This is a genomic window from Yersinia aldovae 670-83, assembly GCF_000834395.1.
Classification (GTDB): Bacteria; Pseudomonadota; Gammaproteobacteria; order Enterobacterales; family Enterobacteriaceae; genus Yersinia; species Yersinia aldovae.
In genome coordinates this window covers 991,283-1,003,104 of the sequence record NZ_CP009781.1, presented here as the reverse complement: position 1 = coordinate 1,003,104, position 11,822 = coordinate 991,283, and the positions used below count along the sequence as shown (strand labels likewise).

Here is an 11,822-nt window from a genome sequence, read left to right as displayed (position 1 = left end):
GTTTAATCATCAAAGGCCATTTCTATTCGTATAATTATAAAATCATTGAGAATCGCCCACGTTGCTCAAATCAGTGATTCGGATAGATCAGTGATTTGGGCAATCAATTAGGTGCAGCCAATAGCGCTGCAACTTCATGGAAGAAGGATAACGACATACTATGACGTATTTTTTAGATAAGCATACCGGGGGCATAGCATGTCGATCAGAAAAACGAATCTAGCGCTGTACTGCACATTAATTTGTAGCATGATATCGGTATTTACCGCCTCCGCGACTACGCCAGTCATGCCTGTAGATTCATCATCAGCGCTGCCAATGCAGGGGGCCACTTTGTCTGTGGCGCAGAGCCGTTCACAATTGCTGGCTGTTTTGCCGAAAAATATCGCGCCATTCTACTCTTCTGAGCTGGCATTACTGTATGGCGCGAACGCGATGCAACCAATGTGGCAAGATCATGTGGCGGTACAGCATTTTCAGCAACAGTTAGCCGAAGTTGCGCTTTCCGGTATCCAACCGCAATTTATGCAATGGGTTAAATGGCTGAGTGACCCTGAAATCACCGGTATGGCACGCGATGTCATTTTATCTGATGCCATGCTGGGTTATTTGCAGTTTGTCTCGGGTGTCGGTGCCAACGGTAGCATCTGGTTATACAGTAATGTGCCTTACAAAATGGCCATGCCACCAGTGACGATTTTAAATCGCTGGCAGCAAGCTGTACGTGAAGGTTCTACTGCCGCTTATCTGGCGTCGTTGGCTCCTCAGCATCCGCAATACGAAAAAATGCATCTGGCATTGAAACCACTACTGGCCGACCGTCGGCCGTGGCCACTGATGTCTAATGGGCCAAGCCTACGTCCTGGCCAGTTAAGTGATGATATTCCTGCGCTGCGTGAAATTCTGGGCCGAAACGGTATGTTACAACCCGTAGTAGCAACACCGGTAAAAGCGCCGGAGGTTATCCCGGTTGATAATCCTGCGGTCGCTGCGGTTAACGATGACTTGTCGGTTGATGAAGAAAAAAGTCGTGCTCAGGCACACAGCCTGGTGGTTAGCCCGTCTGCGGCACCGGTTACGGATGTGCCTGTGACCAAAGGTATTGTCTCACCGTCCACCGCGCCTCTGATCACTACCACGCCTATTACCGATAACGTCTATACCCCAGAGTTGGTGGCGGCTGTTAAACGCTTCCAGCAATGGCAAGGGCTAACCGATGATGGCGTTATTGGTGTACGCACCCGTGAGTGGCTGAATGTCTCGCCACAAACTCGGGCAACATTATTAGCGCTGAATATTCAGCGGTTGCGCATTCTGCCCGGGCATGTTGATAACGGCATTATGGTTAATATTCCAAACTATTCGCTCAATTATTATAAAAATGGCACACAGGTGCTTTCATCTCGAGTGATTGTTGGCCGCCCAAGCCGCAAAACACCGCTGATGAGCAGTGCGTTGAATAATGTGGTGGTTAACCCGCCGTGGAACGTGCCGACCTCCCTGGTGCGTCAGGATATTGTGCCGAAAGCACGCTATGACTCAGGTTATTTTCAGCGACATGGCTATACTGTGTTATCCGGCTGGAGTAATGATGCCCAAGTGGTTGATCCTTCAATGATTGACTGGAGCATGATTTCACCGAACAACTTCCCTTATCGCCTGCGTCAGGCACCAGGTTCCAGCAATTCATTAGGGCGGTTCAAGTTCAATATGCCAAGCTCTGATGCCATCTATTTGCATGACACTCCGAATCATGGCTTGTTCCAGAAGGATATTCGCGCCCTCAGTTCAGGCTGTGTGCGGGTCAACAAGGCGTCAGATTTGGCCAATATGCTATTACAGGACGCTGGCTGGAATGATGCGCGGGTTTCGTCAACGCTAAAACAGGGTGATACCACCTACGTTAACATCCGTCAGCGTATTCCGGTGCAATTGTATTACCTGACCGCATGGGTGGCTGAAGACGGCAAACCGCAGTTTAGAACAGATATTTACAATTATGATAAGACGGTGAGATCGGGTGCACAAATCTCACATCAGGCCGAGCTTTTACTGCAATAAATGCAGTAAAACTCAATAACTAATGGTCTCAGTATCTGGTTGTCTTCAGCGTGCTCATTTATGGGTGCGCCATAACCTCAACTAAACTCACGGTGAATGCGGGTTGACTGATTTTCCGCAGGCGGTTATGGTTCGGGGCGGCACATATAAACCCCCAGTCATTGGAGTTGCAGTCAGGCAACAATCGGTTGATAAATCGGTCAGAGCCGAGTTTAAACCGTATTTATGTTAGCCCGCCGGACGCACCTCAAAGAGGCGCATTAATCCCGATAAGCGCACGACGCTAAGTGATTCGGGTCAGACGGCTAACACCACTGTGGCTTCAAGTAAGAAGGGTTGAGTGCATATTTTTGACATTACTTGCCGGGTATTAACAGAGATCATGGATAAAATTGATAATTATCGCCGTAAATGGCTAACGTTAGGTGGGGTGGCGCTGGGGATGTCGCTGCTGCCAGGGCAAGCTTTCGCTACCCTTTCAACACCTCGCCCACGTATCTTGACCCTGAATAACCTCAATACAGGTGAGTCTATAAAAGCTGAGTTTTTTGATGGTCGTGGCTATAACAAAGAAGAGCTTTCCCGCTTAAACCACCTTTTCCGCGATTATCGGGCCAATAAAGTAAAAAGTATCGATCCCCGCCTGTTTGACCAGTTATACCGTTTACAAGGGCTTCTTGGAACAACTAAACCGGTGCAGCTTATTTCAGGTTACCGTTCATTAGATACCAATAATGAATTGCGTGAACGTGGCCGTGGTGTTGCCAAACACAGTTTCCATACCCAAGGGCGGGCGATGGATTTCCATATTGAAGGCATCCAATTGAGTAACATCCGCAAGGCGGCATTAAAAATGCGTGCAGGCGGTGTAGGGTATTATCCTCGCAGTAATTTTGTACACATTGATACCGGGCCAACACGCACCTGGTAACTCGCATATTCTATGCCAATGCTTTGAATGAGTTGCGTTGGGGTTGGAGCTTTATGAAATATCAAATTATTCCAGTGACGGCCTTCAGCCAGAACTGCACACTGATCTGGTGTGAGGCAACAGGGCAGGCAGCATTGGTCGATCCCGGTGGTGAAGCTGCCAAGATCATCGCTGAAGTTGCACGTCAGGGGGTTACCGTTAGCCAAATTTTACTGACACATGGCCATTTAGATCATGTCGGTGCTGCCGCTGAGTTAGCGGCTCATTTTCAGATACCCATTTATGGCCCTGAAAAAGAAGATACTTTTTGGTTAGAAGGACTTCCGGCTCAAAGCCAAATGTTTGGGTTAACTGAGTGTGATGCATTCATCCCGACGCGTTGGCTGGAAGAGGGTGATAAAATCATCGTCGGTGATATTGAATTATCTGTTTTGCATTGCCCTGGACATACACCTGGACACATTGTTTTTATTGACCAAAAAGGCCGTTTGGCACTGGTCGGAGATGTTATCTTTAATGGGGGGGTCGGGCGCAGTGATTTCCCGCGAGGCGACCATCAACAGTTGATTACCTCCATTCGGACTAAATTATTGCCGCTTGGCGATGATATGACGTTCATTCCTGGTCATGGCCCGATGTCTACGATAGGCCACGAACGTCAGACCAATCCGTTTATACGAGAAGAGCCTGCTATTTGGTAATGGTAACCCGATAATATCAAGAGTAAAAAGGCACCCACAGGTGCCTTTTTGCGTTATATTTGATCAGGGATGAGATTTAAACTGGGATAAACCTAATAGACATATAAGACGTGACCTGACACATAGCAGCGTTTTTTATTTACCCGGCATAATATGTTCATTGCCGTTTTGAGTTCGTGATTTACCGCGAGCGCCTTTCAATGGAATCCACTATGCCATTTCGTCGTTTCAGACTTAATAATTTCCTGTCCCGGCTAGGTTTTTCTTGCATGGTATTATCATTATTTCTGTTGTTGGGTGCGGTTGTTATTTATGCGCAAACAAAAGCCAATATGCACAAAGATGCTGAAGCCAAATTATTGCAGGGGCGGGAGCGCTTCGATCAGATATTTAACAACTTACAGCACGCGGCTATTCAGGTTGAAACGGGGTTAGGAAAACCCTGCTTACAAGTTGTTCAGAATTTGCGCGATCAAGTTGTCCTCATTCCCGATGTTCGGTCTGTCTCTTTAGCTAAGAATACCATCATTTATTGTTCTTCAATTTATGGGCCACTCGCCACACCATTAAATCTAAATACATTTGTTGATGGGCAACTAGCATTAATGTCAGGTAATGACGTCACGCCAGACCGCGCGTTAATGGTGTATCGGCATCAGCGTGGGGGCTATAGCGTACTGGTGGCTGTTGATGGTTATTATCTGCGTAGTATCCTTAATTTGTTAAGCGGTGATATCCAGTTACGCTTGATAGTAGGTAATAAATGGATGGATGCGGCTGGTGATGTCCACTATGGTCAACCGCCAAAAGGGAGTGAACCTTTATTACTGACATCAGGAAAGTTTGCATATTCATTAAGCACCGCACTTTCTAATCAACAATATCTGGCTTACGCATGGCAATACACCCGCGGCAGCCTTATCTTCTTCATATTAATGAGTATTGGTTCAGCCGGATTGGTATTTTGGTTAGTCGGTCGCGCAGCTTCACCCACACAGGTATTAAAACTGGCACTAGAGAACCATGAATTCATTCCTTATATGCAACCGATCGTGACAGGTAAAGAACAGTGCTGGATTGGTTGTGAAGTGCTAATGCGCTGGCAACATCCTGGGCATGGTTTAATTCAACCGAATAAATTTATCCCGATGGCGGAGGATAGTGAACTCATTGTACCGATGACCAAGTCTATCATGCAGCAAGTGAGCGCGACTTTTGCACCTTACGTTCATCAGTTGCCCGAAGGCTTTCACTTTGGTTTTAATATCAGTGCCAATCATTGCCGTGATTTAAGTCTGGTGGATGATTGCCGTGATTTTATCCAGGCTTTTGGTGGTAATAAGATTACTATTACATTGGAATTGACCGAGCGGAAATTGATCGTTGCCGATGAAACTACGGATCGATTATTTGCTGAGCTTCAGGCGTTAGGTGTCTTTATTGCTATTGATGATTTTGGTACTGGCCATTCAAGCCTGACATATTTGCAGAAATTTAAGGTTGATTTTATAAAGATTGACCAGAGTTTTGTGGGAATGATTGGTTCAGACGCGTTATCGAGTCATATTGTGGGAAATGTGGTTGATTTGGCAACCCGATTAGGTTTGCAAACCATCGCCGAAGGCGTTGAGAACGAAACCCAAATGCGTTATTTGCAAGCCCATAACGTGGACTATCTGCAAGGTTATATGTATGGGCGGCCTATGCCAATGAGTGAATTTGCCAAACATATGTTTCACTAAATCTGTTTCAGTCGTCATTTCAAATCACCACTAAAATAAAAGGGTGCCCCAATGAGGCACCCTTTTACAATGGTTCACGGCGACTTAATCACCAAGTACAGCAACGATAGCTTCACACAAAGGTGCCATGTTATCTGGTGTCATACCTGCAACGTTAACCCGACCAGAGTTTACCGCATACACCGCAAACTCATTACGCAGGCGTAGCACTTGTTCTTTGGTCAAGCCACTGAACGAGAACATACCATTCTGGTTAATGATAAAGCTGAAATCTTGTTTCGCGCCTTTTTCCTGCAATGTATTAACAAACAGTTGACGCATACGTTGAATGCGCTGGCGCATATCGGTCAGTTCTTGTTCCCAGATGGCGCGCAGTGTGGTATCGCCCAAAATGGTCGCCACCACTGAAGCACCGTGGGCCGGCGGGTTGGAGTAGTTAGCGCGGATAACGGCTTTTACCTGACTGAAGGCGATATCGGCAACGTCACTGTTCGCGGCAACAATGGTGCAAGCGCCAACGCGCTCATTATATAGACCAAAATTTTTCGAGTAAGAGCTACAAACGATCAGCTCCTGATGTTTGGCCGTGAAAATGCGCAAGCCCTGAGCATCTTCTTCCAGACCTTTAGCAAAGCCCTGATACGCAAAATCAAATAATGGCAACCAACCTTTAGCCACTGACAGTTCAGCCAGTTGGCTCCACTGCGCTTCTGTTGGGTCGATACCTGTTGGGTTGTGGCAGCAGCCGTGGAACAGCACTACATCGCCGGATTGGGCCGCTGACAGACTATCGAGTAGGCCATCGAAGTCCAGTGCATGGCTCGTAGCATCATAATAATCATATTCGACCACTTCCAGACCGGCAGCGGCGAAGATGTTTTTATGGTTTGGCCAACTTGGGTTACTGACCCAGACACGTTTGGCGCTGGTTTGATGAGCGATAAAGTCAGCTGCGATACGTAATCCACCTGTGCCACCCGGTGTTTGAGCGGTACGCGCACGCTTATTGGCGATAATCGCGCTGTTGGCACCAAACAACAGATCTTGTGTACAACGGGCGAAATCCGGCAGGCCATCAATACCCAGATAGTTTTTGGTGGCTTCATTTTCCAGTAAATACTGTTCAGCTTTCTTCACGCTGGTCAGCACTGGCGTTTTACCGGTTTCGTCTTTGTAGACGCCGATCCCCAGATTGATTTTATTAAGGCGGTCATCCGCGCGGAAAATATCGGTCAGGCCCAGAATCGGGTCCGCAGGTGCAGCAGTGATTTTTTCAAACATGTCAGAGGCTTCCATGGCTTAGCGTTAAGCAAACAGAACCATCAGGGTAGCGCCAGTTGCGGTCTTTGCCAACCGTTTGCGACAAAAAGAAATGAATGTTGTGAGGCGAGGAGATTCAGGGTGAAAAATCGGCAAAATAGGCCAATAAGCAGGGTAATATCCACTTTTTAGCCAGGGATAAAAACAAAAAGACAGAGCCGAAGCCCTGCCTTTTTTAAACTTATGTCAGCAGATAAACCGCCTGATTAAGTTTGACTTAGAACTGGTATACCAAGCCCAAGCCAACAACGTCGTCTGTGTTCAGACTGTTAGCACGAGTGAAGGTATCTTCGTCCAGCAAGTTGATTTTGTAATCAACATAAGCGGTCATGTTTTTGTTGAATGCGTAGTAAGAACCTACAGACACATATTTCAACAGATCATGATCTTCGCCGTTAGCGGTTGTAGTACCAGTGCCGTTCAGGTCCTTACCTTTAGACTGGACGTAGCCCAGGGATGGACGCAGACCGAAATCGAACTGGTATTGCGCAGTGATTTCAATGTTTTGCGTTTTATTAGCGATGGTGTTAGAAACGTCGCCGTATGGCGTAGTGTTCAGTGCTTCAGCATACATTACAGCCAGGTATACGTTGTTAGCGTCGTATTTAGCACCAACGTTCCATGCCTGAGCTTTGTCGCCATTAGCAGTAGATAATGCTTTCTGCGCATCAGTACGGTTAGAAGAAGAGAAACCAGCACCGAAGTTCACGCCGTAACCGATATCATAAGTAGAAGAGATACCGAAACCGTCGCCATTCTGATCTTTCAGGTTTGCAGTGCCAGTTTGAGTTACTGGGTTGTAATCGGTACGACCATCGTCGTTTTTGCCTTGATATTGCAGGGCAAAGTTCAGGCCATCAACCAGACCGAAGAAGTTGGTGTTACGATAAGTAGCCAAGCCAGTAGAACGGCCAGTCATGAAGTTATCGGAGTTAGACAGAGAGTCGCCACCGAACACTGGCAGCATGTCGGTCCATGCGTTAACGTCATAGATTACGCCGTAGTTACGGCCGTAGTCCAATGAACCGAACTGATCAAATTTCAGACCAGCGAAGCCCAGACGAGTTTTGTTGCCTTTGTCGCCTTGAGATTCAGCGTTGTTAGCCTGAACGTTGTATTCCCACTGGCCGTAACCGGTCAGTTGGCTAGTAATTTGGGTTTCACCTTTGAAGCCGAAACGAACATAAGTTTCGTCGCCGTCTTGACCCGCGTTGTCAGAGAACTGGTGACGCGCGTCAACTTTACCGTACAGGTCAAGTTTGTTGCCGTCTTTGTTATAGATTTCTGCTGCATTAGCTGCGCCAGCAACTAACAATGCTGGTATTACTACTGCAAGAATATTGCGCTTCATCATTATTATTACCCTCATTGGTGTTATTCGGACACCTGCCACTGCCGCCAATAATTTTTTTGGAACTATTGTTGAGAGTTTGGTGTCGTCTGTGTCTGAACGCAGTGTTCCATTCGCAGACCTGATAATCCACACCGAAAATGCTACCAATTACCTGAATATGTTTCAGTGAGATACTATGTGTTACTAAATGTAAATATTACGGAACTTTGTGACTCAGATCTAACTTTAAAAAATGACAAAAGCCAGCTTAGCTGGCTTTTATTTATACAAATATACAATTTTTATCTAAATGACTAACTTAGAAACTGGCATTTCTCGGTGTACGCGGGAATGGGATCACATCGCGAACGTTTTGAACCCCTGTTACATAGGAGATTAAACGCTCAAATCCGAGGCCAAAACCTGAATGTGGCACGGTGCCGTAACGACGCAGATCACGATACCACCAATAATCTTCTTTATTGAGGCCCATTTCGGCCAGACGTGCATCCAATACGTCTAAACGTTCTTCACGTTGTGAACCACCAATGATTTCGCCAATCCCTGGAGCCAAGACATCCATTGCAGCAACGGTTTTGCCATCTTCATTCATACGCATATAGAATGCTTTGATATCTTTTGGATAGTTTTTAACCACTACCGGCGCTTTGAAGTGTTTCTCAGCCAGATAACGCTCATGCTCAGAAGACAAATCAATGCCCCAGGAAACGTCATTCTCAAATTTCTGGCCTGATGCCTGCAAGATCTCAATGGCATCCGTGTAATCAACCTGCGCAAAGTCAGAGGTCACAAAACGTTGCAGACGATCAACGGCATCTTTATCGACGCGTTCAGCAAAGAACTTCATGTCATCAGCACGTTCGTTCAATACCGCCTGGAAAACGTATTTCAGCATTTTCTCAGCCAGGGCAGCAACATCATCCAATGAAGCAAACGCAACTTCAGGTTCTACCATCCAGAACTCTGCCAAATGACGGCTGGTATTGGAGTTTTCGGCACGAAAAGTTGGGCCGAAAGTGTAAACTTTAGATAACGCACTGGCGTAGGTTTCACCATTCAACTGGCCGGACACAGTGAGGAACGCTTCTTTACCGAAGAAATCTTCACTGAAATCGACCGCACCGGTATCAGTACGCGGCAGGTTTTCCAGGTCCAATGTTGAGACACGGAACATTTCACCCGCGCCTTCAGTATCCGAAGCGGTGATAAGCGGGGTGGAAACCCAGAAATAGCCATTCTCATCAAAGAAACGGTGAATGGCCTGTGCCAGAGTATGGCGCACACGGGCTACGGCACCAATCAGGTTGGTGCGCGGGCGCAAGTGAGCAACTTCGCGTAAATACTCAATACTGTGGCGCTTCGCAGCCATCGGGTAAGTATCCGGATCATCAACCCAGCCAACAACCTTGATGGCGGTTGCCTGAATCTCAAAACTCTGGCCTTCCCCCGGTGAAGCAACCACGGTGCCAGTCACTTCAACGGAACAGCCGGTAGTCAGGTGCAGAACTTCATCCTGATAATTCGGCAAACTATTATTCACGACGGCCTGTAACGGGTCAAAGCAGGAACCGTCATAAACGGCAACGAAGGAGATACCCGCTTTAGAATCTCTCCGGGTACGCACCCAACCGCGCACGGTGACTTCACTGTCAACCGCAGCACGGCCTTGCAGTACGTCGACTACAGGCACTACGCTCATAGATTTCTCTCTTTAATAGTAATAGTTAACAGCCCAACAAAATGGGGATATTGCTATGTTACTTGTGGCGGTGCAGGACACAAGTAGAAATCACCGGTTCAGTGCAACATTTCCATAAAAATATACGACACAAACAGAGAAATGATTGAATAGTGGAATATAGAAGAGTAAAGCGCGGAAAAAAGTTCAAATTCGAGAGGGGCCGGGCAAGCACCTGCCGCCCGGCAATAACGTGCTAGCTGGCTTTCTTAACCAACGGCAGAGCGAATGCTTCGCGTAATTCATCAACAAAAGCCGGGTCATGACAAATTGTTTTACCTGGGCTATCTGACAGTTTAGCTACCGGTTTACCATTACATTCAACCAGTTTGATGACGATGTTTAATGGCTTAACCCCAGGGATATCACAGGTCAGGCGTGTACCAATACCAAATGCCAGCTTGATGCGTTGATAGAAGTGGCGATAGAGCGATAACGCCTTTTCCAGATCCAGATTATCTGAGAACACTAATGTCTTACTCATTGGGTCAATGCCCAGTTTTTCATAATGGGCGATAGCCTTTTCACCCCATTCAACTGGATCACCCGAGTCATGGCGTAATCCCTGATAGCGCTCAGCGAATGTTTTATCAAAATCGCGTAGGAATGCATCCATAGTAATACAGTCCGTCAACGCGACGCCAAGTTGGTTTGGATATTCATCTAACCAGACTTGTAAGGCGACTCGTTGGCTGTTGGCCAATACTGGGCTAATTTGCTGGTGTGCCTGGAACCATTCATGAGCTTGAGTCCCCACGGGATCTAAAGACAACTTCCGTGCTAAATCATAATTACTGGTGCCCACCAGGTAGGGAAATTCATCTTTTAAGTGACTGACAATGGCATGTTGTATTTCGCGTGAGAAGCGACGACGCGTACCAAAATCCATTAACTTGAAGTGAGTTATGTCAATATCAGCACTGAGCGCTTTAAATTGCTGAAGCTTGCTACGCAGCTGTGAAACAGCCTGATCAGCCGTGATATGTGCAGAACGGCGACGATGGACGATTTCACTGATTACCGCTAATAGTGGCACTTCCCACAGGATTGTTTCGCACCATAGCCCAGTAATACGAATATCTAATTCACCGCCATTATCAGATACAGTGACTTGCTCGGGATTAAAACGAAAGGCTCGTAACCAATTGAGATAGTCTTGCTGGAAGAAAGGTAAGCCTGAGAGGTAAAGAAACTCATCATCGGTCAATGCCAATTGGCTCATCAATGTTATCTGGTGGCGGATTTCATCGGCATACTCGCCCAATAGCTCATCACCGCGGCAGCGGAACTCAGCGGCAACGGTAATATGGCGATAACGATGAAACACTGCTTGTTGCATATGAAGTTTATATGCATCGGTATCTAGCAATGAAGTCAAAATCGGTGAGGCGTTTTGGGTCATGGCGCTATACAGCATCCTCGTAGGATCACTTTTCACAGTCGGCATATACTCTTTGTACTTGAAGTCGCAAGGGGTTAGCTGCATTCACTTGCCCGAATCACTTACCTGTTGTCTTTACTTGAATAGGCTCACTTGCGGGCCAACATCAATGCGGTTCAAATTGGTTCACGGCGGCCTACCTGCAACGCCAAGGACTTTGGGTATAATCTAAAGTGGCAGAAGTATACCGGTATTGTCCTGTTATTGAAGCCTCATCACACCATAAACTCTAATCACAGGTCTAGGATTAAACGTGCCATTAGTGGTGAAAAAGGTATTTTGTTAAACGATCAATCCAATTAAGGTCAGTTTTTTAGCTATTTGGATAATCACGGAGAAATAGCATTGTAATATATAGGGTTACTTCTCTGGATAGGGTCTCAGCAACTGCCGTGCTCATATTTCAAACAGCGTTGAGCATCTACTGAATTTAGTCTCCTTTATACATCAACCAAAGGTTTCTCCCTTGGATGAAATGCAATAAAACAACCGAGGTGCGAAGCGGCTCGAAAAAAAAGTAGCCAATGCTTTATT

The 11,822-nt window shown here is 46.6% G+C and carries 8 protein-coding genes; 4 read left to right on the top strand and 4 right to left on the bottom strand.

The window, feature by feature from the left end:
• The first annotated feature begins 198 nt into the window (after positions 1 to 198).
• From ldtD to AT01_RS04695, 4 genes are all read left to right on the top strand, one after another.
• Positions 199 to 2,061: a L,D-transpeptidase gene (gene ldtD / locus AT01_RS04710; RefSeq protein ID WP_042546275.1), complete on the top strand. Its 1,863-nt coding sequence runs from the start codon at positions 199 to 201 to the stop codon at positions 2,059 to 2,061.
• Between the two features lie 382 nt (positions 2,062 to 2,443).
• Entirely contained in the window at positions 2,444 to 2,992 is a 549-nt protein-coding gene (locus tag AT01_RS04705) for a YcbK family protein (protein ID WP_042548497.1), read from the top strand.
• Between the two features lie 53 nt (positions 2,993 to 3,045).
• Complete coding sequence (locus tag AT01_RS04700; protein ID WP_042546274.1) at positions 3,046 to 3,693, top strand: MBL fold metallo-hydrolase; 648 nt, start codon at positions 3,046 to 3,048, stop codon at positions 3,691 to 3,693.
• A gap of 212 nt (positions 3,694 to 3,905) precedes the next feature.
• Positions 3,906 to 5,435, top strand: coding sequence for an EAL domain-containing protein (locus tag AT01_RS04695; protein WP_042546273.1), 1,530 nt, complete (start codon positions 3,906 to 3,908; stop codon positions 5,433 to 5,435).
• Between the two features lie 84 nt (positions 5,436 to 5,519).
• Here AT01_RS04695 and AT01_RS04690 read toward each other — a convergent pair whose 3' ends face one another.
• From AT01_RS04690 to pncB, 4 genes are all read right to left on the bottom strand, one after another.
• The gene (locus AT01_RS04690; protein ID WP_042546272.1) at positions 5,520 to 6,716 is read right to left on the bottom strand and encodes an amino acid aminotransferase; all 1,197 of its coding nucleotides are present in this window, start codon (positions 6,714 to 6,716) and stop codon (positions 5,520 to 5,522) included.
• A gap of 256 nt (positions 6,717 to 6,972) precedes the next feature.
• Positions 6,973 to 8,106, bottom strand: a complete 1,134-nt coding sequence (gene ompF, locus AT01_RS04685; RefSeq protein WP_162484240.1) for a porin OmpF — start codon at positions 8,104 to 8,106, stop codon at positions 6,973 to 6,975.
• A gap of 301 nt (positions 8,107 to 8,407) precedes the next feature.
• A complete protein-coding gene (asnS, locus tag AT01_RS04680; RefSeq protein ID WP_004700054.1) occupies positions 8,408 to 9,808 on the bottom strand; it encodes an asparagine--tRNA ligase in 1,401 nt (466 codons plus the stop codon).
• Between the two features lie 235 nt (positions 9,809 to 10,043).
• On the bottom strand, positions 10,044 to 11,249 hold the full coding sequence (pncB, locus tag AT01_RS04675) for a nicotinate phosphoribosyltransferase (protein ID WP_042546270.1): 1,206 nt from the start codon (positions 11,247 to 11,249) through the stop codon (positions 10,044 to 10,046).
• Between the last annotated feature and the right edge of the window lie 573 nt (positions 11,250 to 11,822).

Bases quoted from the DNA above. Each gene is read 5' to 3' on its own strand.
- AT01_RS04695 (WP_042546273.1), top strand. From the start codon at position 3,906: ATGCCATTTCGTCGTTTCAGACTTAATAATTTCCTGTCCCGGCTAGGT.
- ldtD (WP_042546275.1), top strand. From the start codon at position 199: ATGTCGATCAGAAAAACGAATCTAGCGCTGTACTGCACATTAATTTGT.
- pncB (WP_042546270.1), bottom strand. From the start codon at position 11,249: ATGACCCAAAACGCCTCACCGATTTTGACTTCATTGCTAGATACCGAT.
- AT01_RS04700 (WP_042546274.1), top strand. From the start codon at position 3,046: ATGAAATATCAAATTATTCCAGTGACGGCCTTCAGCCAGAACTGCACA.
- asnS (WP_004700054.1), bottom strand. From the start codon at position 9,808: ATGAGCGTAGTGCCTGTAGTCGACGTACTGCAAGGCCGTGCTGCGGTT.
- ompF (WP_162484240.1), bottom strand. From the start codon at position 8,106: ATGAAGCGCAATATTCTTGCAGTAGTAATACCAGCATTGTTAGTTGCT.
- AT01_RS04690 (WP_042546272.1), bottom strand. From the start codon at position 6,716: ATGTTTGAAAAAATCACTGCTGCACCTGCGGACCCGATTCTGGGCCTG.
- AT01_RS04705 (WP_042548497.1), top strand. From the start codon at position 2,444: ATGGATAAAATTGATAATTATCGCCGTAAATGGCTAACGTTAGGTGGG.